Annotated in this window: 22 protein-coding genes; 17 read left to right on the forward strand and 5 right to left on the reverse strand. The window is 67.0% G+C overall.

All coding sequences use genetic code 11. The features are described 5' to 3' along the window. Positions 1 to 70 precede the first annotated feature (70 nt). From EV191_RS28445 to EV191_RS28455, 3 genes are read right to left on the reverse strand one after another with little or no spacing between them, the layout of a single operon-like run. Entirely contained in the window at positions 71 to 1,285 is a 1,215-nt protein-coding gene (locus tag EV191_RS28445) for a glycosyltransferase (protein WP_132881012.1), read from the reverse strand. Beyond that, the gene (locus tag EV191_RS28450; RefSeq protein WP_132881014.1) at positions 1,251 to 2,207 is read right to left on the reverse strand and encodes a DMT family protein; all 957 of its coding nucleotides are present in this window, start codon (positions 2,205 to 2,207) and stop codon (positions 1,251 to 1,253) included. Before EV191_RS28450 ends, EV191_RS28445 begins: the two co-directional genes overlap by 35 nt. After that, positions 2,201 to 2,896, reverse strand: coding sequence for a DUF998 domain-containing protein (locus tag EV191_RS28455; protein ID WP_132881015.1), 696 nt, complete (start codon positions 2,894 to 2,896; stop codon positions 2,201 to 2,203). The genes EV191_RS28450 and EV191_RS28455 overlap by 7 nt, the downstream gene beginning before the upstream one ends. A 248-nt stretch (positions 2,897 to 3,144) precedes the next feature. On the opposite strand from EV191_RS28455, the gene EV191_RS28460 reads away from it, so the two are divergent. The 8 genes from EV191_RS28460 (at position 3,145) to EV191_RS28495 (ending at position 13,013) form a co-directional block, all read left to right on the forward strand. Then, entirely contained in the window at positions 3,145 to 3,939 is a 795-nt protein-coding gene (locus EV191_RS28460) for a TIGR03084 family metal-binding protein (protein ID WP_132881017.1), read from the forward strand. Between the two features lie 8 nt (positions 3,940 to 3,947). Beyond that, complete coding sequence (locus EV191_RS28465; RefSeq protein WP_132881019.1) at positions 3,948 to 5,687, forward strand: acyclic terpene utilization AtuA family protein; 1,740 nt, start codon at positions 3,948 to 3,950, stop codon at positions 5,685 to 5,687. Further along, a complete protein-coding gene (locus EV191_RS28470; RefSeq protein WP_243659304.1) occupies positions 5,684 to 6,871 on the forward strand; it encodes an acyl-CoA dehydrogenase family protein in 1,188 nt (395 codons plus the stop codon). The genes EV191_RS28465 and EV191_RS28470 overlap by 4 nt, the downstream gene beginning before the upstream one ends. Beyond that, entirely contained in the window at positions 6,868 to 8,466 is a 1,599-nt protein-coding gene (locus EV191_RS28475; protein ID WP_132881023.1) for an acyl-CoA carboxylase subunit beta, read from the forward strand. Before EV191_RS28470 ends, EV191_RS28475 begins: the two co-directional genes overlap by 4 nt. 8 nt (positions 8,467 to 8,474) lie before the next feature. Beyond that, a complete protein-coding gene (locus tag EV191_RS28480; protein ID WP_132881024.1) occupies positions 8,475 to 10,475 on the forward strand; it encodes an acetyl/propionyl/methylcrotonyl-CoA carboxylase subunit alpha in 2,001 nt (666 codons plus the stop codon). Continuing rightward, positions 10,472 to 11,629: an acyl-CoA dehydrogenase family protein gene (locus EV191_RS28485; protein WP_132881026.1), complete on the forward strand. Its 1,158-nt coding sequence runs from the start codon at positions 10,472 to 10,474 to the stop codon at positions 11,627 to 11,629. The genes EV191_RS28480 and EV191_RS28485 overlap by 4 nt, the downstream gene beginning before the upstream one ends. A gap of 41 nt (positions 11,630 to 11,670) precedes the next feature. Beyond that, positions 11,671 to 12,294 carry a TetR/AcrR family transcriptional regulator gene (locus EV191_RS28490; RefSeq protein ID WP_132881028.1) on the forward strand — a complete coding sequence of 208 codons (624 nt, stop codon included), beginning with the start codon at positions 11,671 to 11,673 and terminating at the stop codon, positions 12,292 to 12,294. A gap of 104 nt (positions 12,295 to 12,398) precedes the next feature. Then, positions 12,399 to 13,013: a malonic semialdehyde reductase gene (locus tag EV191_RS28495; protein WP_132881030.1), complete on the forward strand. Its 615-nt coding sequence runs from the start codon at positions 12,399 to 12,401 to the stop codon at positions 13,011 to 13,013. Here the strand turns inward: EV191_RS28495 and EV191_RS28500 are convergent, their stop codons facing one another. Then, on the reverse strand, positions 13,014 to 14,963 hold the full coding sequence (locus EV191_RS28500; RefSeq protein WP_424565510.1) for a heavy metal translocating P-type ATPase: 1,950 nt from the start codon (positions 14,961 to 14,963) through the stop codon (positions 13,014 to 13,016). It abuts the gene before it with no gap. A gap of 64 nt (positions 14,964 to 15,027) precedes the next feature. On the opposite strand from EV191_RS28500, the gene EV191_RS28505 reads away from it, so the two are divergent. The 4 genes from EV191_RS28505 (at position 15,028) to EV191_RS28520 (ending at position 18,706) form a co-directional block, all read left to right on the forward strand. Then, positions 15,028 to 15,384, forward strand: coding sequence for an ArsR/SmtB family transcription factor (locus EV191_RS28505; RefSeq protein ID WP_132881034.1), 357 nt, complete (start codon positions 15,028 to 15,030; stop codon positions 15,382 to 15,384). An 82-nt stretch (positions 15,385 to 15,466) separates the two neighbouring features. Then, positions 15,467 to 16,000, forward strand: a complete 534-nt coding sequence (locus EV191_RS28510; RefSeq protein ID WP_132881035.1) for a flavodoxin domain-containing protein — start codon at positions 15,467 to 15,469, stop codon at positions 15,998 to 16,000. A 133-nt stretch (positions 16,001 to 16,133) separates the two neighbouring features. Beyond that, a complete protein-coding gene (gene thrS / locus EV191_RS28515) occupies positions 16,134 to 18,158 on the forward strand; it encodes a threonine--tRNA ligase (protein ID WP_165913148.1) in 2,025 nt (674 codons plus the stop codon). After that, entirely contained in the window at positions 18,155 to 18,706 is a 552-nt protein-coding gene (locus EV191_RS28520; protein WP_132881039.1) for an HIT family protein, read from the forward strand. The genes thrS and EV191_RS28520 overlap by 4 nt, the downstream gene beginning before the upstream one ends. A 14-nt stretch (positions 18,707 to 18,720) precedes the next feature. Here EV191_RS28520 and EV191_RS28525 read toward each other — a convergent pair whose 3' ends face one another. Then, positions 18,721 to 19,263 (reverse strand): YceI family protein, encoded by a 543-nt coding sequence (locus EV191_RS28525; RefSeq protein ID WP_132881041.1) that lies wholly within the window; start codon positions 19,261 to 19,263, stop codon positions 18,721 to 18,723. 100 nt (positions 19,264 to 19,363) lie between these two features. Here EV191_RS28525 and EV191_RS28530 point away from each other — a divergent pair, with 100 nt between their 5' ends. From EV191_RS28530 to EV191_RS28550, 5 genes are all read left to right on the forward strand, one after another. Continuing rightward, positions 19,364 to 19,930 (forward strand): MarR family winged helix-turn-helix transcriptional regulator, encoded by a 567-nt coding sequence (locus tag EV191_RS28530; protein WP_132881043.1) that lies wholly within the window; start codon positions 19,364 to 19,366, stop codon positions 19,928 to 19,930. 123 nt (positions 19,931 to 20,053) lie between these two features. Then, the gene (gene pgsA / locus EV191_RS28535) at positions 20,054 to 20,677 is read left to right on the forward strand and encodes a phosphatidylinositol phosphate synthase (RefSeq protein ID WP_132881044.1); all 624 of its coding nucleotides are present in this window, start codon (positions 20,054 to 20,056) and stop codon (positions 20,675 to 20,677) included. Further along, positions 20,674 to 21,594 carry a phosphatidylinositol mannoside acyltransferase gene (locus EV191_RS28540; protein WP_132881046.1) on the forward strand — a complete coding sequence of 307 codons (921 nt, stop codon included), beginning with the start codon at positions 20,674 to 20,676 and terminating at the stop codon, positions 21,592 to 21,594. The genes pgsA and EV191_RS28540 overlap by 4 nt, the downstream gene beginning before the upstream one ends. Positions 21,595 to 21,625: 31 nt before the next feature. Further along, a complete protein-coding gene (locus tag EV191_RS28545) occupies positions 21,626 to 22,762 on the forward strand; it encodes a glycosyltransferase family 4 protein (protein ID WP_132881048.1) in 1,137 nt (378 codons plus the stop codon). Next, positions 22,763 to 23,788: an NUDIX hydrolase gene (locus EV191_RS28550; RefSeq protein ID WP_132881049.1), complete on the forward strand. Its 1,026-nt coding sequence runs from the start codon at positions 22,763 to 22,765 to the stop codon at positions 23,786 to 23,788. The last annotated feature ends 152 nt before the right edge of the window (positions 23,789 to 23,940 follow it).

Below are 23,940 nucleotides of genomic sequence, written 5' to 3' on the forward strand. Positions count from 1 at the left end.
CTACGCGAGTGACGCATGCCGAACTCGCTATGTGTTCACTACGGCCGGTCAGCCCCGAGCCGCGTCATGCTCATGCGGCCGTGGCCAGTGTCAGTCGTGGCCGGGCGGCTTCCCCCGCCGCCTCGGCGTAGATCTCCTCAAACTCGTCAAGCGTGGCATCGATCGCGTGCCTGCCAACCAGTCGACGACTTCCCGCGCCGAGCCGCGCGCTTTCCCCTGGAGTCCCGAGTACCCTGCGCAGTCGTTCGGCCAAGCCGGCGATATCGCCTGGCTGGTAGAGCCAGCCGTTGACGTCCTCGGTAACCAGATGTGGCAAGGCGACCGCGTTGGCCGCGATGATCGGCTTTCCGGACGCCATCGCCTCGAGCGTGGCGATGCTCTGCAGTTCGGCGATACCGGGCATGCAGAACACCTCCGCGCGGGCATAAGCGGCCAGCAAGTCCGATTCGGACACGAAACCATGGAACTGGACGCGGTCGGCGATCCCGAGCCGGCGTGCCAGTTCGGTCAGCTCGGCGCGGCAGGCGCCGTCACCGACCAGCTCCACCCGGATCGGTTGCTCCGCGCTCAGCAGCGCGGCTGCCCGCAACAGTTCATCAACGTGCTTTTCCTCGTCGAGCCGTCCGACGAACAGGACGGTGCCCGGAACCTGCTGGCCATCACCGGGATAGCGGTCGGCGTCGATTCCGCAGGAGACCGGCCGGACTGGTAGTGGGAAACCGTTGTCCCGTAACAATTGGACCGCGCGTTGGGTCGGCGTGGTGACCACGTCCGCCTTCCCGTAGACCTTGCCGAAATCGCGCCAAGCCCACCGGCTGGCTCGCTCCGCGAGACCGGGTGGCATGGGCACGTAGCCAATCAGGTTCTCCGGCATGAAGTGGTTCGTAGCCACGATCGGGATCTCCTGCCGGGCGGCCTCGTTGACCAGCGCCCTGCCCACCAGGAAATGTGCTTGACTGTGCACCACGTCCGGGCGCAGCTCGCTGAGCAACCGGGCGGTGTCCTTGCGGGCGCGCCACGGCATACAGATCCGGAAGTCCGGATGTGCTGGCGTGCGGTGCGACGCGATCCGGTGCAACGTGGCACCGTGCCAGTCGAGCACCTGCGCCTTTGTCGTGGTACTCGGGCACAGTACGTGGATCTCATGGCCACGTCTGGCGAGCCCGGCTGCCAGTCGCTCCGCGAAGCGCGCGGCGCCGTTGACATTGGGCGCGAAGGTGTCCGCGCCGATAACGATCCGTTTGCGACGGTCAGCGGATATCGGTCGATGCGGCGACGCGGTCATGGTGGAACTCCTCGTGATTGTTGTGCGAAGTGCACCCGCTCGTCACGGATGTACTGATTGCTGCTTTCCCGGCGCGGTCCGGCCGAGCGGTGCGTAGCCGGGCGAGTGTGGCGATGCCGCCGACCGCCAGTGCCACGCTTGCTGCCTGGACGGGTGCCAACGCGGTGTTCGAGATCATCGTTTCGCCGAGTACCAGCGCGCCGGCGCCCACGGCGATCACCGGATCGCCCACGGTGAGGCAGGCGAGTACGGAATCGGGTGATCCGGCGGCATAGGCGTGCTGAATGAGCCAGCCGCCGAGTACGGCGGCCGCGATGATGCCGGCGACCGCAACCACTGATCCGGTGGATATCCCGGTCGATTCGAACTGAACAAGGGTGACCCTGGTGAGTACCGAGACCAGGCCGTAGCAGGCCGCGGCGGCCGTGGCGAAGCCAAGGCTGCGACCGATACCGCGACCGAGCGAGCCAACCAGGGCCAGGAGCAGCGCGGCGCCACCAACCAGCGCCGTCGCGTCGATCGCCTGCCCCCAGGCGATAGTCGCCGTATCCTCGACCGCGGGAACCGCCAGGAGCACGAAGCCGAGCACCCCGGCCAAGGTCATCCCCAGCGCGATTAGTTCGCCTGGCCACAGCCTGCGCTGCTGCGTGCGTGCGATGAACCAGGTCGAGCCGACCACCGCCAGCACGCCAATCGGTTGAATCACCGGTAGCGGCGCGAACGCAAGAGCAGCGGCGTGCAGGCCCGCACCCGCGCCGAGCCCCAGCATGCCGAGCAGCCACCGGCGGTTGCGTAGCAGGGCACGTACCCGTGGCTGGTTGGCGCTGTCCGCGGTCGCGTGTACGGCGCCGTGCTGGAGCTGCGCGGCCATCGCGAAGCAGCCGGCCGCGATGACCGCGAGGACGATTCCGACGGCTAGCAACGGGTCCTCCGCGCCATATGGGCTGGCAGGTAGGTGAGCATCGCCAGCACGCCGAGTTCAATGGCGAGCAGTAGGCGCTGGAACAGCCCACGCAGCGCCTGGAACCCTTCCGGCAGTGACCCGAAATGGCTGCCGAGGAACAGTACGAGCGCGCCGGCACTGATCGCCGCGCCCACGAACAACCAGCGCCTGGCCGTGTCGTACCGGCTGCCCCGCAAGGCGATACCGGTGAGCGCGGCCGCGATCGGCACACAGAAGAACACGACGCCAGCCGAGTAACGGTGGATCTCCGCGGCCATGGTGAGCGGTCCGCTGGCATTGGTCGGGAAAGTGCCAGCCAGTAGTGCGCCCACGATGGTCAGCACCAGCGCGAGTCGAAGTAGCCGGCTACCCAGGAGACCGACCCGGGCGAGGCCGATCCCGGTACCGATCGTCGCGACCGCGATCGCCAGTACGCTCGCGCCGAACGCCCAGCCCGAGCCGGGAACGTGGACGTAGTCCGACATCGTCCGGTCCAGCGGGTTGATCAGTCCACTCGCGACCACGTGGAGATAGGTCATCAGCAGTACCGCGATACCGAGCCCGCCGAAGCCGAGCGCGCCGCCGGTCGTGCCGATCGCGCCGTCGTGCGGGTTGGGCGCGACGAGCCGGGTTCTGCTGGGTGCTAGCGCGATGTTTGCCACGTCCATAACGGTGTCCTGCCGGACGGCTTCGAACCATCCGGAATGCTCCCGAAACTGACCGGGGGACACCCCTACCTTGGTGGTCGGGGTAATTCCCTGATCTTGGTCATGACCTGGGCGTATCGCGCTCGCTGGCGATCGACGGGCTCGGAGTCGGGGAGTGGCGCGCCGGTGGCCCGGTCCGCTCGGGTGTGCCCGCGACAAATAAAGCAAGCACGCTTGCTTGTTTTGGCGTCAGCTGCCAACCTACTGATATGGGTACGGACAAAGCAGCGTTGCTTGCGGACCTTGCCGCGGAATGCGGCGAACTCGACGAACTGGTCACCGGGCTTTCCGCGGCGGGTTGGGCAACGACCACGCCGGCACCCGGTTGGACGATCGCGCATCAGATAGCCCATCTTCGATGGACCGACGAACAGGCCCTACTCGCCGCGACCGATCCGGAGTCCTTTCAGGACCGACTGGCCACCGCGCTGGCCGCGCCGGAGCGGTTCGTGGATGATGCGGCACAGGCGGGTGCCGCCGAGCGGCCAGCCGAACTGCTTGCCGGCTGGCGCGGCGCGCGGTCCGAGCTGATCGACGTGTTGGCGAAGGTGCCGGACGGCACGAAAATACCCTGGTACGCCACTCCCATGTCGGCCGCGTCGATGGCGACGGCACGGCTGATGGAGGTGTGGGCGCACGGTCTCGATGTCGCCGATGCACTTGACGTCGAGCGGCAGCCGACCGAGCGGCTCCGGCATGTCGCCTACCTCGGCGTACGTACCAGGGACTTCGCCTTTCGGATGCGCCAGCTGACGCCGCCAACCACGGAGTTCCGGGTCGAGCTGCGCGGCCCTGGTGGCGAACTCTGGTCGTGGGGGCCGGCGGATGCGCTGGAAAGCGTCACCGGGTCCGCCGTGGACTTCTGTTACCTGGTAACGCAACGTCGGCACCGGGCAGATACCGATCTGCGGGCCACGGGCGAAGCCGCAAGCACCTGGTTGGACATCGCGCAGGCCTTCGCGGGACCGCGTGGAGTCGGTCGGCAACCTGGGCAGTTCCGGTGAGCCGGGCTATGGCGAACCAGCCAGGATCGAACGACACTGGTTCGAATCGCTTCGGGCCGGACGGCACACTCCGGATAGCCAATGCCTCCGGCTTCTACGGTGACCGGTTCAGCGCGTTCCGGGAAATGCTGGTGGACGGCCCGATCGACGTGCTCACCGGGGACTACCTCGCCGAGCTGACCATGCTCATCCTCGGCAGGGATCGACTCAAGGACGCGCGGCGCGGTTACGCGAAGACCTTTCTCCGGCAGCTCGAGGACGGGCTGGGGCTTGCCATGGAGCGCGGCGTGCAGATCATCAGCAATGCCGGCGGGCTCAACCCCGCCGGGCTGGCCGCCGATATCACCGAACTCGCCGCAGGGCTCGGCCTCGACGTCAACGTCGCTCAGGTATCCGGGGACGATCTGCTATCGCGTGCCGGCGAGCTCGGCTTCGGTGCACCGCTGACCGCGAACGCGTACCTCGGCGGCTGGGGAATCGCGGAATGCCTTCGAGCCGGCGCGGATATCGTCGTCACGGGAAGGGTGACCGATGCCTCGCTCGTGGTCGGCCCGGCAGCCGCCCGGTTCGGCTGGACACACACTGACTACGACGCGCTTGCCGGTGCGGTGGCAGCCGGGCACGTCATCGAATGCGGGGCGCAGGCGACCGGCGGCAACTACTCCTGGTTCACCCGCCATGATGTGCGCCGCCCGGGCTTTCCCATCGCGGAGCTCCGGCCGGACGGGTCGAGTGTGATCACCAAACACCCGGGCACCGGTGGCGCGGTGACCGTGGGCACGGTGACCGCGCAGCTGCTTTACGAGATCGCCGGTGCCCGCTACCCGGGGCCGGACGTGACCGCGCGGTTCGACACCATTGAACTGTCCGAACTGGACACCGACAGAGTGCAGATTCGCGGCGCGCGTGGCGAGCCGCCGCCCCCGGACGTCAAGGTGTGCCTGAACGAACTTGGCGGCTACCGCAACGAGGTGAGTTTCGTGCTCACCGGGCTGGACATCGAGGAGAAAGCGGCCTTGGCGCGCGCGCAGCTCACCGCCGCGCTGGACGCCGCGCCAGCGGAGATGCGCTGGCAGCTGGCTCGAACCGAACACGCCGACCCGGATACCGAGCAAGCGGCGAGCGCGGTGCTGCGGTGCACGGTCTATGACGCGGACGCGGACCTGGTCGGTAGGACATTCAGCGGAGCCGCCGTGGAACTCGCGCTGGCGAGCTACCCGGGGTTTCACCTGACCGCGCCGCCAGGCAGTGCCTCGCCATATGGCGTGTACACGGAAGGGCACATACCGGCCGCGGAACTGGCACAGGTAGCAGTGTGCCCGGACGGCTCCCGTGTGGACATAGCTCCGCCGGGCGGCGTGCGGCCGCTGGAGCCGGTCCCCGAGCCCGTCCTGCCGGCCGCGCTCACCGCTGGCGCTACCCGCCGGGTGCCACTTGGCGCCGTAGCCGCCGCGCGGAGCGGGGACAAGGGTGGTAACGCGAACGTGGGCGTCTGGGTGGAGACCGAGGAGGCATGGCGCTGGTTGGTGCACACCCTGACGACGGCGGAGTTCCAGCGGCTGCTACCGGAAACGGCGGAACTGGCCGTGACAAGGCACCTGCTGCCGAACCTCTATGCGGTGAACTTCGTGGTTGCCGGCCTGCTCGGCAGGGGTGTCGCCGAGCAGGCCAGGTTCGACCCACAGGCGAAGGCGGTCGGCGAATGGCTACGCGCCCGGCTGGTGGACATCCCGGAGGTACTACTGTGACCACGGATCGTTTCGAGACGGCGGATCCTTTTCAAACGGCGGATCCTTTCGAAACGGCGGAGCGCGATGCGCTACGAGATACCGTGCGCCGCTTCGTCGCCGACGAAGTACTCGACTCGCTGGACAGCTGGGAAGCCGAGGGCGAGGTTCCGCGCGCGTTGCATCGCAAGGCCGCTGAGCTCGGCCTGCTCGGGGTGAGCTTCCCAGCAGATGTGGGCGGCGGGGGCGGCGACGTGATCGACGCGCAGGTGGTGACCGAACAGCTGCTGTATTCGGGGTGTTCTGGCGGGCTGATCGCCGCGCTACTCACCTCGGGAATCGCGTTGCCACATATCGTGACGGCCGCCGACCCGGCACAGCTCGACCGGTGGGTCCGGCCGACGCTCGCCGGCGAGGCCATCGGATCGCTCGCGGTCACCGAGCCCGATGGCGGCTCTGATGTTGCCGGCTTGCGCACGACCGCGCATCGGGACGGCGACGACTACGTGGTCAACGGCGCCAAGACGTTCATCACCTCGGGAGTCCGCGCCGATTTCGTGACCACCGCGGTGCGCACCGGCGGATCGGGTGCCGAGGGAATATCACTGTTGGTCATCGAGCGAGGCACGCCAGGTTTCACGGTGAGTCGCAAGCTGGCCAAGATGGGCTGGCTGTGCTCGGACACCGCTGAACTGTCCTTCGTGGACTGCCGGGTGCCCGCGGCGAACCTGGTTGGCGCGGAGGGAACCGGGTTCGCGCAACTAGCCCAGCACTTCGTCAGTGAGCGCTTGGGGCTTGCCGTGCAGGCCTATGCCGGTGCGCAGCGTGCCCTTGACCTGACCGTGCGGTGGTGCCGGGACCGGCAGACGTTCGGCAAACCACTGATCGCCCGCCAGACGGTGCGGCACACGCTCACCGAGATGGCTCGCAAGGTCGATGTCGCGCGCACCTACGCGCATGATGTGGCCCGCCGATACCTCGCTGGTGAGGATGTGCTCGCGCAGGTCTGCTTCGCCAAGAACACCGCGGTCGAAGCTGGTGAATGGGTGGTGGATCAAGCGGTCCAACTGCACGGAGGGCTCGGATACATGCGGGAGTGCGAAGTGGAACGGCAGTACCGGGATATGCGGATTCTGGGGATCGGCGGCGGTGCCACGGAGATCATGACCAGCCTCGCTGGGCGAGCACTGGGGTACACGGCATGACCGCGCTGGAGACCGGAGTTGACCAGAGCGCGCCCGAGTTCGCCGGCAACCGCGCCGCGATGCTGGACAAACTGGCCGAACTGGACGCCGAACACGCCAAGGCGGTAGCCGGTGGCGGTGAGAAATACACCGCACGGCACCGAAAACGGGGCAAGCTGCTGGCGCGGGAACGTATCGAGCTACTGGTTGACGCGGACGCGCCGTTCCTCGAATTCTCCCCGCTGGCCGCCTGGGGTACCGACTACCAGGTGGGTGGCAGCGTGGTCACCGGTATCGGGGTGATCGAAGGCGTCGAATGCGTGCTCGTGGCCAGCGATCCGACGGTGCGGGGCGGTTCGAGTAATCCGTGGACCCTGAAGAAGAACCTCAGGGCGATGGAGATCGCGATGGGCAACCGGCTGCCGCTGGTGAACCTGGTGGAATCCGGCGGCGCCGATCTTCCCGCGCAGAAGGAGATCTTCATCCCTGGCGGGAAGATGTTCCGCGAGTTGACCCGGCTGTCCGCCGCGGGGATCCCGACCATCGCGCTGGTGTTCGGCAACTCGACGGCCGGCGGCGCCTACGTGCCAGGAATGTCCGATCACGTCGTGATGATCAAGGAACGGTCCAAGGTGTTCCTGGGTGGGCCGCCGCTGGTCAAGATGGCGACCGGGGAGGAGTCGGACGACGAATCGCTCGGTGGCGCCGAGATGCACGCCAGGGTCTCCGGTCTTGCCGACTACTACGCGCTGGACGAGCAGGACGCGATCCGCATCGGTCGAAGGATCGTGGCCAGGCTGAACTGGCGTAAGCACGGCCCAGCACCGAGCGCGCCGGCCCCTGAGCCGTTGTACGACGCCGAGGACTTGCTCGGCATCGTGCCAACGGATCTCAAGGTGCCGTTCGATCCGCGCGAGGTGCTTGCTCGAGTGGTGGACGGTTCGGACTTCGATGAGTTCAAACCGGGCTACGGGTCGAGTTTGGTGACCGGCTGGGCGCGGGTGCACGGTTATCCGGTCGGGGTACTGGCCAATGCTCAGGGCGTGCTGTTCAGTACGGAGTCACAGAAAGCGACCCAGTTCATCCAGCTGGCCAACCAGACCGACACCCCCTTGATTTTCCTGCACAATACGACCGGTTACATGGTCGGCAGGGAGTACGAGCAGGCCGGGATGATCAAGCACGGCGCGATGATGATCAATGCGGTGTCGAACAGCACCGTCCCGCATATTTCCCTGCTGATCGGTGCTTCCTACGGCGCGGGGCATTACGGCATGTGTGGTCGAGCCTATGACCCGCGATTCCTGTTCGCTTGGCCCAGTGCGAAGTCGGCCGTGATGGGGCCACAACAGCTGGCCGGGGTGTTGTCCATCGTGGCCAGACAGGCGGCCGAGGGCGCCGGCAGGGAGTACCGCGACGAGGACGATGCGGCCATGCGAGCTGCCGTGGAGCAGCAGATCGAGGCCGAATCGCTGCCGATGTTCCTGTCCGGGCGACTTTTCGACGATGGCGTGATCGACCCACGGGACACCAGAACGGTGCTCGGTATCTGCCTTTCCGCGATCCACAATGGCCCGGTCGCGGGGTCGAACGACTTCGGCGTCTTCCGGATGTGAGGGACGGGATGATCACGAGACTGCTGGTGGCCAACCGGGGTGAGATCGCCCGCAGGGTATTTCACACCTGCCGGGAACTCGGGATCGAGTGCGTTGCGGTGTACTCCGACGCCGATGCCGAACAGGACCATGCCCGCGAGGCGGATCTGGCTGTCCGGCTGCCGGGCACCGCCGCCGCGGACACCTACCTCAGTGCGGATGCGCTGATCGCTGCCGCGCGGTCGAGTGGCGCGGACGCGATCCACCCCGGCTATGGCTTTCTCTCCGAGGACGCGGACTTCGCGGCCAAGGTGAGCGCGGCCGGCCTGGTGTGGATTGGACCCGCGGCACAGGCAATCGAGGCGATGGCCGCGAAGGTTCCGGCGAAACAGCTGATGGCCGAGGCAGGGGTGCCAGTACTGGGCGAACTCGATCCGGAGCGGCTGACATCAGCGGATCTACCGGTTCTGCTCAAGGCATCCGCTGGTGGCGGTGGCCGTGGTATGCGCGTCGTCCGCGCGCTCGACGAGCTCGATTCCGCGCTGGAGTCGGCACGTCTCGAGGCGGCAGCGGCGTTCGGGGACGCCACAGTGTTCTGCGAGCCGTACCTGGAAGCCGGCCGGCATATCGAGGTGCAGGTGCTCGCCGATACGCACGGCACGGTGTGGGCGGTCGGCGAGCGCGAGTGTTCCATCCAGCGTCGGCATCAGAAGGTGATCGAGGAGGCGCCCGCGCCACTGGTACAACGGCAGCCCATGCTGCGCGAGCAGTTGTGCGCGGCCGCGCGTGATGCCGCGAAAGCGATCGAGTACGTGGGCGCCGGAACCGTCGAGTTCCTTGCCGATGAACAGGGCCGGTTCTTCTTCCTGGAGATGAACACCCGGCTACAGGTGGAACATCCGGTGACCGAATGCACGACCGGTCTCGATCTGGTGCGCTGGCAATTGCGTATCGCCGAGGGCTGGTCGTTACCGGCCACGCCTCCGGAGAGTACCGGCCATGCGATCGAAGCGCGGCTCTACGCGGAGGATCCGGCGCGCGAATGGCAACCGAGCAGTGGTCCACTTTATCTGTTCGATGTGGATGGTCGGGAACGGGAGTTCCAGGTGCTTGCCGATCCGGCGATAAGGCTGGATTCCGGTGTTCGCACCGGGTCAGAGGTGAGCGTGCACTACGATCCGATGCTGGCCAAAGTGATCTCGTATGCGCCGACAAGGACGGAGGCCGCTCGCGCGCTCAGCGCGGCGCTCGGCCGGGCCAGGGTGCACGGTCTACGCACCAATCGGGATCTCCTGGTCCGGACCCTCCGGCATCCGGCGTTTCTCGCCGGTGACACGGACACCGCGTTCTTTGACCGGCATGGGTTGGCAGCCCTCGCCGCCCCGCTCGCGGATACCACCATCGAGAGGCTGAGCGCGCTCGCCGCGGCACTGGCCGACGCAGCGGAGAACCGGCGCGGCGCGACGGTGCTGCGCGCGATCCCCAGTGGCTGGCGCAACATCGTCTCGCAGGACCAGCTCAAGTGCTATGCGAGCGATCGCGCCGAACACGCGGTGCGGTACCGGTTTACCCGCGATGGTCCGCATGCGCCGGACTATCCGGATGTGCTTGTGGGTTCGGCGGGGCCGGATCTGGTCGAGCTGCTCGTCGACGGAGTACGGCACGGCTTTGCCGTCGCCAGGTACCCGGACCGGGTGTGTGTGGACTCGGCCATGGGCGCGGTGGATCTGGTTCCGGTGCCCAGGTTCACTGATCCGGCCAAGGTGCGGGCGCCGGGTTCGCTGCTGGCGCCGATGCCGGGCAACGTGGTGCGGATCGCGGTATCCGTTGGCGATCAGGTAGCCGCCGGTCAGCCGCTGCTGTGGTTGGAGGCGATGAAGATGGAGCACACCATCGCGGCGCCGGCCAGCGGTGTGGTGGGCGAACTCCTGGTCGCCAGCGGGCAGCAAGTGGCTCAGGACGCCACGCTCATCGTGATAGCTGAGCCGGAGGCGGATCAGCCGCAGGTCGAGGAAGGCAGGTCGACATGAGCTTCGTGGAAAGCGATGAACGCAAGGCGCTGCGCGCCGCGGTGTTCGAACTGGCGACGGGTTACGGGCACCAGTACATCGCGCGCAAGGCACGGGCAGGAGAACACGCCGACGAACTCTGGGCCGAGGCTGGCAAGCTCGGTTATCTCGGCGTGAACCTCCCGGAACAGTACGGTGGCGGCGGGGGAGGAATGGCCGAGCTCGCCACGGTGCTCGAGGAACTTGGCGCTGGTGGTTGCCCGCTGTTGATGATGGTGGTCTCGCCGGCCATCTGCGGCACGATCATCAATCGCTTTGGTACCGAGGAGCAGCGTTCACGGTGGCTGCCGGGCCTTGCGGATGCTTCGACGATCATGGCTTTCGCGATTACCGAACCGGACGCTGGTTCCAATTCGCATCGGATCACCACGACCGCGCGCAGGGACGGGGACGATTGGGTGCTCTCCGGCCAGAAGGTGTTCATCTCCGGTGTGGACTGGGCGGACGCGGTGCTGGTCGTCAGCCGCACCGCGGATGCCAAGACGGGCAAGCTCAAACCGGCGCTGTTCATCGTGCCCACGGACGTGCCCGGGTTCGAGTATCGGCCGATCGAGATGGATCTGGTGAGTGTGGACCGTCAGTTCCAGGTGTTCCTTGACGAGGTGCGGCTGCCCGCCGAAGCGTTGGTCGGTTCCGAGGACGCCGCACTGGCGCAGCTGTTCGCTGGATTGAATCCGGAGCGGATCATGGCCTCGGCGTTCGCGTTGGGCATAGCGCGGTACGCGCTGGACAAGGCGGTGACGTACGCGAATCAGCGGCAGGTGTGGGGCACCGCGATCGGAGCGCACCAGGGCGTGTCCCATCCGCTTGCCCAACTCAAGATCGAGATTGAGCTGGCCAAGTTGATGACCCAGAAGGCCGCCTACCTGTACGACATGGGGGACGATTTCGGTGCCGGTGAGGCCGCGAACATGGCGAAGTACGCGGCAGCCGAGGCGAGCGCGCGGACGGTCGATCAGGCGGTGCAGGTGCACGGGGGGAACGGACTTGCCAGCGAGTATGGGCTCGGCACGTTGATCGCGGCCTCTCGGGTAGGCCGGATCGCACCGGTGAGCAGGGAGATGATCCTCAACTTCGTCGCACAGAACTCCTTGGGTCTGCCCAAGTCTTACTAGCATGGCTGGGTGATCATCGAGGCCGGTGAGGAGGTGGTCGTATGGGCGAGCCGGTGCTCCGCGAACCGCGACAGGAGCGCAGCAGGGTAACGAGGCAGCGACTGCTCGAGGCAGCGGTGAGCTGTCTGGCCGAACTCGGCTGGGCAGGCAGCACGGTGGGACTGGTCGCCCATCGGGCCGGGGTTTCCAGAGGAGCCGCGCAGCACCACTTCCCGACCAGGGAAGAGTTGTTCGGCGCGGCCGTCGAGTACATGGCGGAGATCCGTTCGGCGGAAATCCGTGCGCGGTTGGCGCAGCCTCCCTCGGCCGTATCGCGGACCGAGCTGGTCGTGGACGCCATGGTGCAGATGTATGCCGGCCCGCTGTTCCGGGCCGCGTTGCAGTTGTGGGCCGCCGCCTCCTCGGATGCCGCGCTCAAGGAGCGGGTGGTTCCGCTCGAGGTGCGAGTGGGCAGGGTCGCGCACCGGACCGCGGTTGAGCTACTCGAGGTGGATGAATCCAAGCCCGGCGCGCGCGAGGCCGTGCAGGCGACGCTCGATCTGGCGCGCGGTCTGGGGTTGGCGAACCTGCTCACCGACGACGGCAAACGGCGCGCACGGGTGGTCCGAGAGTGGGCGCGGATGTTGGATCGGGAGCTGGCCGAAGCAGGCACGAGACCGGGGTGAGATAGGCCACCCATGCGGATCGTCGCCCGTGCACAGAAATAGTCAAGCGTTCAAGTAAGTTGTTTCGTGGTGTACGCACGACCACGGAACCGAAGGATGAGCCGATGACTATCCATACGGAGCTGACCGATTCGCTGACGTTGTCCGAAGATGCGCAGGATCTGTTGTTCCGGACGGCACGGACCGCCAATACGTTCTCCACCGAACCGGTGTCCGATGAGCAGCTACGGGCTATCTACGAGCTCGTCAAATGGGCGCCCACGTCGATGAACAACCAGCCGTTGCGCATGGCCCTGATCCGTTCGGCCGAGGGCAGGCAGCGGCTGTTGCCGCACATGGCCGAGGGAAACCGCGCGAAAACCGAGTCAGCGCCGGTGAGCGTCATCCTCGCCGCTGACACCGAGTTCCACGAGACGCTGCCCCGAGTCTTCCCACACGCGCCTGGCGCGAAGGATCTTTTCGCCGATGCCGGCGGTCGTGCCGCAACCGCCCGGCTCAACGCTTCTCTACAGGTCGGCTACTTCATCATGGGCGTGCGCGCCGCTGGCCTCGCGGCCGGTCCGATGACCGGTTTCGACGCGGCCGGAGTGGACCGGGAGTTCTTTCCCGACGGTGCCTGGCAGTCGCTGGTCGTGGTGAACATCGGTAAGCCAGGCGAGAACCCGTGGCTCGAGCGCCTGCCCCGGCTGGACTACAACGAGGTCGTCAGTACGCACTAGCTAGGGCTGGTTGGCACGCCAGGCGGAGCGGCGCAACATCCGCAGGCCGTTCAGCGCGACGATGATGGTGGACCCCTCGTGTCCGGCCACACCGACCGGCAACGGCAGCGTGCCAACCAGATCCCAGGTCACCAGCACCGCGATGAATGTCCCCGCGATCACCAGGTTCTGCTTCACCAGGCGACGCGCCCGCCGGGAGATCGCGATCGCGGCGGGCACCGTGCTGAGCTGATCGTGCACCACCACGGCGTCCGCGGTTTCCAGCGCCAGATCCGAGCCGCCCTTGCCCATCGCCATGCCGATATGCGCGGCGGCGAGCGCGGGCGCGTCGTTGATCCCGTCGCCAACCAGCAGTACCCGGTCGCCGTCCGCCGTGGCCCGGTTGATCTGCTCGACCTTGTCCTCGGGAAGCAGCCCGGCCCGCACGTCGGTGATCCCGACCTCGGCGCCAAGTCGCGCGGCCGCACGCTGGTTGTCGCCGGTCAACAACAGCGGGTCGCGGTCGGTGAGCTGACCGAGCCCACCGATCGCGGCGCTCGCGTCCTGCCGCGCGCGGTCTCCGATGCCCAGTACACCGAGGGGCTGCCCGTCCACGGAGACCAGGACCGCGGTATGCCCGGCCGTCTCCAGTTCGGTGACGAGTTCGGCTGCCTGGCCGGCATCGGCATGCCGCGGATTGCGCACCGTGACCGTGCGCCCCGCGACCACGGCCGTCACGCCGATACCTGGCAGCGCGCGGAAGTCCCGCGCTGGCGGCACGGTCGTCCCCGCGGCCCGCGCGGCGCGCACGATAGCCCTGCCGAGCGGATGCTCGCTGGATTGTTCCGCGGCGGCGGCGAAACCGAGTAGCTCGGCAGTCGAACCGTCCACCGGACGGATATCGGTGACCTGGGTGGCCCCTTCGGTGATGGTTCCGGTCTTGTCGAAGGCGACCCGGTTCACGGTGCCGAGCTGTTCCATGACGACGGCCGATTTCACCAGGACGCCGTGCCGCCCGGCGTTGGCCATAGCGGAAAGCAGCGGGGGCATGGTGGCTAGCACGATGGCGCAGGGTGACGCGACGATCATGAAGGTCATCGCGCGCAACAGGGTTTCCCGTAGGTCGGCGCCGAAGGACAGGGGAATGGCGAACAGCGCGAGGGTGCCGAGCACGACGCCCACCGAGTAGCGCTGCTCGATCTTCTCGATGAACAGCTGGGTCGGCGCCTTTGTCGCGGAAGCCTGTTCTACCAGGGCGACGACGCGTGCCAGCACGGATTCCCGTGCCGCGCGGGCTACGCCGATGGTGAGCGAACCGGAACCGTTGAGCGTGCCGGCGAAAACCTCGTCGCCGATGGCCTTGTCCGCGGGCAGCGGTTCACCGGTGATGCTGGATTCATCCACCTCGCTCACCCCGTCCAGCACGGCGCCATCCGCGCCGACGCGTTCGCCGGGACGTACCAGGATCCGATCGCCGACCTCCAGCGCCGCCGCGTCGACAAGCTCGGTAGCGCCGTCCGATCGAATTCGCGTGGAGCTGGTCGGCGCGAGTTCGAGCAGGCTGCGGACCGAATCCGCGGTGCGCTGGGTGGCGTATGCCTCGAGCGCGCCCGAGGTGGCGAAGATGACGATGAGTAGCGCGCCGTCGAAGATCTGTCCGATCGAGGCCGCGCCGATCGCGGCGAGCACCATCAGCAGGTCCACGTCGAGCGTGCGTTCCCGCAGCGCGCGCATTCCATCGAGTGCTGGTTGCCAGCCGCCCGCCGCGTAGCAGCCCAGATACAGCGTCCACCACAGCCACGGGGCGGTGCCGGCCAGCTGGGCCGTGCCGCCGAGCAGGAACAGTAGTAGCGCGCAGCCGGCGAGCCGGGCTTCGGTCAGTGCCCAGAGCGGCGTCCGGGCGCTGCGTACCCGCTGGGGTGATCCAGTGGACCTCGTACTGCCCAGCTCAGGGGCGGTTTCAGTAGACACGTGTCGGAATAATACAGGAACAAGTGAAGAGCTATTCATGTATATGGGTTGATAGTCTTCCACCGTGGGACATGGGGTACCGGGACGCTCGACGCCTGCCGCGCGGTTGAACAGCGCCGACGCCGCGGCGGTCGCCAGCACGCTGCAGGCGCTGGCGACGCCGAGCAGGCTGCTGATCCTGACCCGGCTGCGCGAAGGTGCTTGCTCGGTCAGCGAACTCGCGGATTCGGTCGAGATGGAGCAGTCCGCGGTATCGCACCAGTTGCGGCTGCTCCGCACCTTGGGGTTGGTGACTGGCACCCGGCAGGGCCGAAGCATCGTGTACAGCCTGTATGACAACCACGTGGCGATGCTGCTGGACGAGGCCGTTTACCACATCGAACACCTCCGGCTCGGCACGCGCGACGCGCCGATCCCGTAACCGGCGGGTGAGTACGTAGGTCCCCCGTCGCGATGACCAATGTGGGCTTTGCGGTGCGCCGTTGTGAGGGAATAGTGGGTACATGATGCGAGTGTTGGTGGCGTATGCCTCGAAGATGGGGTCCACCCAGGAGATCGCTACGGAGATCGGCAAGCGGTTACGGGCCGCCGAGCTGGACGTCGATGTCCGCTCCGCGGGCGAGGTCTACGGTGTGGACAGTTACCAGGCCGTGGTGCTTGGAAGCGCGCTGTACAACGCGCGGTGGCGCAGGGAGGCGGTCCGAGTGCTGAAACGGCACTCGAAGCAGCTGGCCGACCGGCCAGTGTGGCTGTTCCAGAGCGGGCCGATCGGCCCGGAGGCGGCTGGTAAGCAGCTTGACCTGCCGGTGAACGTCGCCAGGCTGGCGAACCGGATCGGCGCGGTGCCGGCGGTGACGTTTGATGGCAAACTCGATCCGGCGACGGCCAGTGGCTTACTCGCGCGGCGGTTGGCGACGGGCTCGCGTGCCGGCGATTTTCGCGACTGGGAGCGGATCCGGTCCTGGGCGGAGACCATCGCCACCGAGATCGCGGGCACCTCGACCGAGGCATCCGGCTCGGTGGCCTCGGAGTCGTAGGTCAATATCCGGGGACGGGTACGGCTTGGAGTAAACCCGGGGTCGGCCAGGCTGGACAACTCGATAGCATCGACGCCTGCCCTAATTCGTGCGTCGCGGTGAGCAGGAGCGGCGCGGTCGTCGAGGAGTTGTCGTGTCCCAGCCGGTGTCCACTGTTGCCCAGTCCGTCCCACCCGTCGTGGTGCCGGCGGGTACGACGGCCGGCACCGCGCTGCGCGAGGCCGGGCTGCCTGGCAAAGGCCCCGAGGCGATCGTGGTGGTCGCCGACGGCGACGGCGCGTTGCGGGATCTGTCCTGGGCGCCAATGGTGAACTCCGAGGTGCGACCGGTGCCGGCGAACTCGCCGGAGGGGCGCAGTGTGATCCGGCATTCCTGCGCGCATGTGCTCGCGCAGGCCGTACAGGAGCTGTATCCGGAGGCGAAGCTCGGTATCGGGCCGCCGATCACCGATGGCTTCTACTACGACTTCGACGTGCCCCGGCCGTTTACGCCGGAGGATCTGCAGGCGTTGGAAAAGCGCATGAAACAGATCATCAAGAGCGCACAGCGGTTTTCCCGCAGGGCGGTTGATTCGGTCGAGGACGCCAAACAGGAGCTCGCGGCCGAGCCGTACAAGCTCGAACTGGTCGACCTCAAGAGTGACGTGGATACCAGCGAGGTGATGGAGGTCGGCGGCGGCGAGCTGACCATCTACGACAACCTCGATCCGCGCAGCGGTGAGCGAGTCTGGGGCGATCTGTGCCGTGGCCCGCACCTGCCGACCACCAAGCACATTCCAGCCTTCACGTTGATGCGCAGCGCGGCGGCCTACTGGCGGGGCAACGAGAAGAACCCGCAGCTGCAGCGGATCTACGGGACCGCATGGGAGTCGGCCGAAGCGCTCGACGCGTACCTCGAACTGTTGGCCGAGGCGGAGCGCAGGGATCACCGCAAGATCGGTGCGGAGCTGGACCTGTTCAGCTTCCCCGAGGAGATCGGTTCCGGTCTCGCGGTCTTTCATCCCAAGGGCGGGATCATTCGCCGGGAGCTGGAGAACTACTCGCGCCAGCGGCACGAGCAGGCCGGCTACGAGTTCGTGAACTCCCCGCATATCAGCAAGAGCGGGCTGTTCCACACCTCGGGACATCTGCCGTACTACGCGGACACGATGTTCCCGCCGGTGCAGTTCGAGGGCGAGGATTACTACCTCAAGGCAATGAACTGCCCGATGCACCACCTGATCTACCGCTCGCGCGGGCGGTCCTATCGGGAGCTTCCGCTACGGCTGTTCGAATTCGGCACCGTTTACCGCTACGAGAAATCCGGTGTGGTGCATGGCTTGACCAGGGTGCGCGGGCTCACCATGGACGACTCGCATATCTACTGCACCAAGGAGCAGATGCCGGGCGAACTACGTTCGCTGCTGCGCTTCGTGCTTGATCTGCTCGCTGACTACGGTCTCGCCGACTTCTACCTCGAGCTGTCCACTCGGGACGATTCACCGAAGTTCATCGGGGATCCACAGCAATGGGAGGAGGCCACCGAAGCGCTGCGGGCGGCTGCCGAGGATTCCGGGCTCGAACTGGTACCGGACCCGGGCGGTGCCGCGTACTACGGACCGAAGATTTCCGTACAGGCCAAGGACGCCATCGGCCGCACCTGGCAGATGTCCACAGTGCAGGTCGATTTCCAGCACCCACAGCGGTTCGAACTCGAGTACCAGGCCGCGGACGGCACCCGCAAGCAGCCGGTGGTCCTGCACCGCGCGCTGTTCGGCTCGATCGAGCGGTTCTTCGGCGTGCTGACCGAGCATTACGCGGGCGCGTTCCCCGCCTGGCTCGCTCCGGTTCAGGTTGTCGGGATCCCGATCGCAGCCGAGCACGCTGCCTATCTGGCCGACGTGGCGACCGCGCTGCGCGCCAAGGGTATCCGGGTCGAAGTGGACGCTTCGGACGATCGGATGCAGAAGAAGATCCGTAACCACACCACCCAGAAGGTCCCGTTCCTGGTGCTCGCCGGCGGCAAGGACGTCGAGGCCGGCGCGGTGTCCTTCCGGTTCAGGGACGGCAGTCAGATCAACGGCATTCCGGTCGATCGTGCCGTTGCCGAGATCGCCGACTGGGTGGCCCGTCGGGAGAACGACTCGCCAAACGCGGAGAACTTCAAGGTGGGTGGATGACCGAACATCCCGAGTTGGTCCCGCAGGACGGTGTCGGGATTCCGGACGCGCTGCAACGGTTGTGGACTCCGCACCGGATGGCCTACATCCAGGGAGAGAACAAGCCGGCGACGGAGGAGCAGGCCGGTTGCCCGTTCTGTCGACTGCTCGAGCTGTCCGATGCGGACGCGCTGATCATCGCGCGCGGCGAGCTGGTTTACGCGGTACTGAATCTGTACCCGTACAACCCCGGCCACCTGATGATGGTGCCGTACCGGCATGTGGCCGACTACACCGAACTAACCGATGCGGAAACCGTAGAGCTGGCCGAGTTCACGCAACGTGCCATGCGGGTGACCCGTGCGGTCTCCGCGCCGCACGGGTTCAACATCGGGATGAATCAGGGCGTGATCGCTGGCGCTGGTATCGCCGCGCATCTGCATCAGCATCTGGTGCCCCGCTGGGGTGGGGATTCGAACTTCATGCCCGTGATCGGGCACACCAAGGTGCTGCCGCAGTTGCTCGGCGAGACCAGGCAGCTGCTTTCGGACGCATGGCGGGCCAACTGACCCCAGTGCTCGGATCAGTTCTTCGTCGCTTCGATGTCCAGTTCGATCTTGATCTTCTCGCCGAGCATGGCGCCAGCGGCGCCGCCGGTGACGCCGAAGTCCTTGCGGTTGATCTCGGTGCTGGCGGAGAGGCCGAGCACCGGCTGGCCGGCGGGCCCTTCTGGCGCGAAGCCGCCTAGCTCAACCTCGAGGTCGACCGTCCGGGTGATGCCGCGAATGGTCAGCTCCCCGGAAAGCACGTAGTCCTCACCGTTCTGCTTGATACCCGTCGACTGGAACGTCAGCTCCGGGTGCGCCTCGGTGTGCAGGAACTCTTCGGTGCGCACGTGCGCATCGCGCTGCTCGTTGTTGGTGTCGATGCTTGCCGTCTTGAGTACGGCGTGCACCGAGGAGTCGAACGGGTTCTCCGCGGTGATGACCTCACCGGCGACGTCCGCGAAGCGACCGCGAACCTTGGAGACGCCGAGATGCCGAACCGTGAAGGTGACATCCGAGTGTGCGGGGTCGATCGTCCACGTGCCGGTGGTGTACCCGGGAATCTGGGTAGCCGTGGTCATAGCGGGTCCCTTCTGTCTCGTTGAGTGGCGATGTAATTGAGCCTTCAATCGAATTCTAGCAAAAGAAGTTGAGTTCTCAACAACAGGTATACTCGGTCGAGTGGACGAGGTGCGGTGGTTGACGGAGCGGGAGCAGCGAGTCTGGCGGGCATATCTGCAGGCCACCTGGATGCTCTCGGAGCATCTGGGGCGCCAGCTCCAGCAGGAGTCCGGCATCCCGCATACCTATTATGAGATCCTCGTCGCATTGTCCGAGGCGCCGAACCGCACCTTGCGGATGAGTGACCTGGCTAGTGCCTGTCGGGCCTCGCGGAGTCGTCTCTCTCATGCCGTGGCGAAGCTGGAGCGCACCGGTTGGGTCCGGCGGAGCACGTGTGACGAGGACAAACGAGGTGCCTGGGCGTCGCTGACCGAAGCGGGATTCGCGGCGTTGGAGCGGGCGGCACCCGGCCATGTCACGGCCGTTCGAGAGTATCTGTTCGACGTACTGACCGAGGAGCAGGTCGATGTGCTCGGGCAGATTGGCCAGGCGATCCAGGACGGGCTGTCCGGGGAATGCGCCAAGGCGCTGGAGCAGGTCGAGGAGGTCTACGCGGCGGACTCGGCAGAGCTGCCCGAGGTCGTCCCGAGCGCCGCGGAGCGCGCGACCGACCCGGAGAGCGCCTGAACCAGGTGAGCCGGAGTTGACCTCGCCTCGATTGGTTTGCCCGCGAACAGCTAGGCTGCGCTGACCAGCGACAGACAAAAAACCAGTGACGGACACAGAGGTAGGGCTACCCGGCTTGCGGCAATGCTGAACATATTCGCTCGCGCTTCCGTCTCGCGCGTCACCGATCCGATCGGCGCATGGTTGGTGCGGCTCGGGCTGACCCCGAACGCGATGACGTTGATCGGCACCGCATGTGCGGTTTTGTGCGCCCTCTGGTTTTTCCCGCGCGACCAGCTACTCGCCGGCACGTTCACGGTGTGGGGCTTCGCGATGTTCGACCTGCTCGACGGCGCGATGGCGCGCGCCAAGGGCGGGTCCTCGACGTTCGGTGCGGTACTGGACTCGACCTGCGACCGGGTTGCCGATGGTGCGCTGCTCGCCGGCGTCGCCTGGTGGGCCTTCACCGTGGACGAGAACGAACCACTCGCCGCGGCCACCCTGTTGTGCCTGGTGCTTGCCCTGCTCACGTCGTATGTGAAGGCCCGCGCGGAAGCATCCGGCCTGGACGGCGACGGTGGCCTCATCGAACGGGCCGAACGTCTGATCATCACGCTGGTCGGCACGGGCCTGGCTGGTTTCGGAGTGCCCTACGCGGTGGACATCGCGATCTGGGTGCTCGCGGTGCTTTCGGTACTCACCGTACTGCAACGAATCGTTGCCGTACGACGCTCGGCCAACGAGATCGCCAGAGGATCGCGGGAATGAGCGGGCGGCTCGGCGAGCGGATCCAGGACCACGGCTACGGCCTCGGTTGGCGGTTGGTGCGCGCCTTGCCAAAGGGGATCGCCTCCGGAGCCTTCCAACTGGGCGCCGACCTCGCCGCCTGGCGCGGCGGGCCGCGGGCCGCGCAGCTGCGGCGCAACCTCGCCAGGGTGGTGCCGCAAGCCGGCCCCGCGGAACTGGACGAGCTGGTCCGGGACGGGCTGCGCTCCTACGCCCGGTACTGGCGGGAAGCTTTCCGGCTGCCCGCCATGGATCTCGGCGCGACCTTTCGCCAGGTGCATTCGGTCGCGACCGGGATGGAATACGTCGACGCCGCACTCGAAGCCGGTAACGGCGCGGTGCTCGCGCTGCCGCATTCAGGGAACTGGGATATCTCCGGTGTCTACCTGGTCGGCTATTCCGGACAGTTCACCACCGTTGTCGAGCGCCTCGAACCCGAGTCGGTGTATCAACGGTTCGTCGCCTACCGGGAATCGCTTGGCTTCGAAGTGATCCCGCATGACGGCACCGGAGGCTCACCCACCCGGTTACTGCTCAAGCGGCTGCGGCAGAACCGGCTGGTCTGCCTGCTCTCCGACCGGGATCTGTCGCCGAGTGGCATGCCGGTGAGCTTCTTCGGGGAACAGGCCAGGATGCCCGCGGGGCCGGCCAAACTTGCCGCCTACACCGGAGCGGCGCTGCTGCCCGCGCACACCTGGTTCACCGAGGACGGCTGGGGGTTGCGGATTCACCCGCCGATCAGGGTGAACGCCAAGGAGGAAGTTCCCGCGGCGATGCAGACGCTGGCGGACGTGTTCGCGGCCGATATCGCCACCCATCCGGCAGACTGGCACATGATGCAGCCGCTATGGGACCGGGACCTACCCGGCGACGATCGGGCCGCGGGACCACAACGATGACCGGGCGGGGTTCAGCATCCCGGAGCGCCCGATGAGAATCGGAGTGGTCTCGCCGTACTCGTTCAGCGTGCCGGGCGGAGTTCAGGAGCATATCGTCGATCTCGCCGTGGCCATGCGCAAACTAGGCCACCAGGTCGACGTGCTCGCGCCCGCCGACGACGATGACGAGCTGCCGGATTTCGTGACCTCCTCGGGGCGCGCGGTCGGCATTCCCTACAACGGATCGGTGGCCAGGCTGTCGTTCGGCCCGGTCTCCTACGCGCGGGTGCGTCGCTGGATCCGCGAGCATGATTTCGATGTGGTGCACCTGCACGAACCGACCGCGCCCAGCCTGTCGATGCTGGCGCTGGTGCTCGCCGACGGTCCGATCGTCGCGACTTTCCACACCTCGACGCCGCGGTCACGGGCGTTGAGCGCGTTTCACGGTGTGCTGCAACCATTTCTGGAGAAGATCACCGCGCGGATCGCGGTGTCCGCGCTGGCAAGGCGAGTGCAGGTGGAGCACCTTGGAGGCGACGCCGTAGAGATCCCGAATGGGGTCGACGTGCCGTTTTTCGCCAATGCTCGTCCGCTGGACGGGTACCCGCGCGCGGGCGGCACGATCGGCTTTGTTGGTCGTTATGCCGAACCCCGCAAGGGCATGCCGGTCTTGTTGGACGCACTGCGGCCGTTGTTGGCGGACCTACCCGAGTTGCGGCTGCTGGTCGTCGGTAGGGGTGCCGCCGAGGAGCTGCGCAGGCTCGCTGGTCCCCGGTTGGCCGAACGGCTCGATCTGCTCGGCCAGGTGGACAACGAGACGAAGGCGCGGGCCCTGCGCAGTGTCGACGTCTACTGCGCGCCGAACACCGGCGGCGAGAGCTTCGGGATGATCCTGACCGAGGCGATGGCGGCCGGCACACCGGTCGTTGCCAGTGAGCTGGACTCGTTCCGCAGGGTGCTCGACGGTGGCAAGGCCGGCGTGCTGAGCCCGACCGGCGACTCCGAGGCGCTTGGTAGCCGGTTGCGGGAGCTGCTCGCCGATCCAGCGCGGCGCGCCGAACTCGCCGAGGCGGGTAGCGCGCGGGTCGCTGGCTATGACTGGGCGGTGCTCGCCGAGCAGGTCCAGCGGGTGTATGAGACCGCGATCGCGGCATGCCCGCGTCAGGTGCGCGAAGCTGGCGATCCGTAAATGACCGGTCAGCCCATGCTCACGATCATCGCCGCGGTTCTGGTCTGTGCTTTGCTGCTCGGCGCTTGGCTGATCGGTACCGCGAACCGGCTGATGCGGCTGCATGTGCGCACCGACGCGGCATGGGCGGCGGCCGAAGCGGCGCTTGGCAGACGCGCGGTGGTGGCTCGGGCCGTTGCCGCCGCCGGACTGCTTCCGGAAACCGAGGCGGATGCCCTGCGCGCGGCGGCGGAACGGGCGGAAAGCGTACCCCGCGAGGAGCGTGAGCAGGCGGAGAACGAGCTGACCAGGCTGCTCGGCCTGGTACAGCGAAGCGCGCTGCCGGCCGAACTCGTCGAGGAGTTGGGTGACGCGGAACAGCGGGTCGTGATCGCGCGCCGGGTGCACAACGATGCCGTGCGGGACACGCTCACCCAACGACGCAGGCGGGTGGTGCGCTGGTGTCGGCTAGCCGGAACCGCGGCACAGCCCAGCTATCTGGAGATCGCCGAGCCGGAGCTGACTGGACAGCTGGCAAGGTATCGGCGGTCGGCAAGGGTGTTGCTGGTGGACGCCGGCGCCAGGGTGCTGCTGTTCAACGGGCATGATCCGGCCAGGAAAGACGCCGGTATCTGGTTCACCGTGGGCGGCGAGGTCGAGGCGGGGGAGGAGCTGCGCGGCGCCGCCTGTCGTGAGCTGCGCGAGGAAACCGGTCTGGAGCTGAGTGGTGACCGGCTGGTCGGTCCAGTCTGGCGGCGCCGTGCCCAATTCCCGTGGGACGGCGAGCTGATGGCCAGTGACGAGTGGTTCTTCCTGGCTCATTTGCGGGACACGACGGGGGAGACCGTCCCAGCGGAGGCCCTGTCGGCGCGGATCGACACCTCGGGCTTCACGGCGATGGAGCGCGACAGCATCGATGGACACCGGTGGTGGACGCTGCCGCAGCTGCGGGACACCGACGAGACCGTGTATCCGGAGCAGCTGGCGGTGTTTCTGCCGCCGTTGCTCGACAACGGGTGGGACGGGCGACTACGCGCGATCAGCTAGGTGAGCCGCTGGTCCCTCAATCGCAAGATCCCTAAAGATTGCGGTGTGTGTGGGGGGGGTGGGGGGTGTCCCTATGGAGTTGTCAAGCGGGGGATTCCATGGGGTGTTGGTAGTGGGTTTTGTTGCGGAGCATGGCGTAGAGGACGTCGCAG

Source organism: Tamaricihabitans halophyticus (assembly GCF_004340875.1).
GTDB lineage: Bacteria > Actinomycetota > Actinomycetes > Mycobacteriales > Pseudonocardiaceae > Tamaricihabitans > Tamaricihabitans halophyticus.